The organism is Frankia tisae, from assembly GCF_025403405.1.
Taxonomy (GTDB): Bacteria; Actinomycetota; Actinomycetes; order Frankiales; family Frankiaceae; genus Frankia; species Frankia tisai.
The window spans coordinates 1-442 of the sequence record NZ_JANEZT010000824.1 but is presented as its reverse complement, the minus strand read 5'-3'; the positions used below and the strand labels follow the sequence as shown (position 1 = coordinate 442).

The 442-nt window shown below is 72.2% G+C and carries 1 protein-coding gene; it reads right to left on the bottom strand.

Features of this window, described 5'->3' with window-relative positions; all coding sequences use genetic code 11:
- Nucleotides 1-442 (bottom strand): tripartite tricarboxylate transporter substrate-binding protein (locus NBZ85_RS34250; protein ID WP_261563507.1); only part of this gene is annotated, 442 nt, incomplete at both ends.

Here is a 442-nt window from a genome sequence, read left to right as displayed (position 1 = left end):
ACGCCGCCCAGGTCCAGCAGGCGCTGGCGGAAGGCGGGCTCCGCCGTGATCTTCGCGATCTTCTCGCCCAGCAGTCGGACGATGGGGGCGGGCGTCTTGGCCGGGGCGACGATGCCGAACCAGACGTCGAAGTCCACGCCGCCGGGCACGCCCTGCTCGGTCAGGGTGGGCACGTCGGGCCACAGTTCCGAGCGACCCTGGCGCAGCTGGCCGATGGCCCGGAGCTTGCCCGACTGGATGAAGCTGCGGACATCGCCCGTGCCCAGCAGGCCCCAGGCCACTTCGCCCGCCATCAGCGACTGCACCAGGGGCGCACCGCCCTTGTAGGGCACATGCGTGAAATTGCCGTCGGCATGGCGGTTGACCGCTTCGGAGGCCAGGTGCGACAGACCGCCCGCGCCGGCCGAGCCATAGGCCAGCCCGCCCTTGCCCGCCTTCCGGC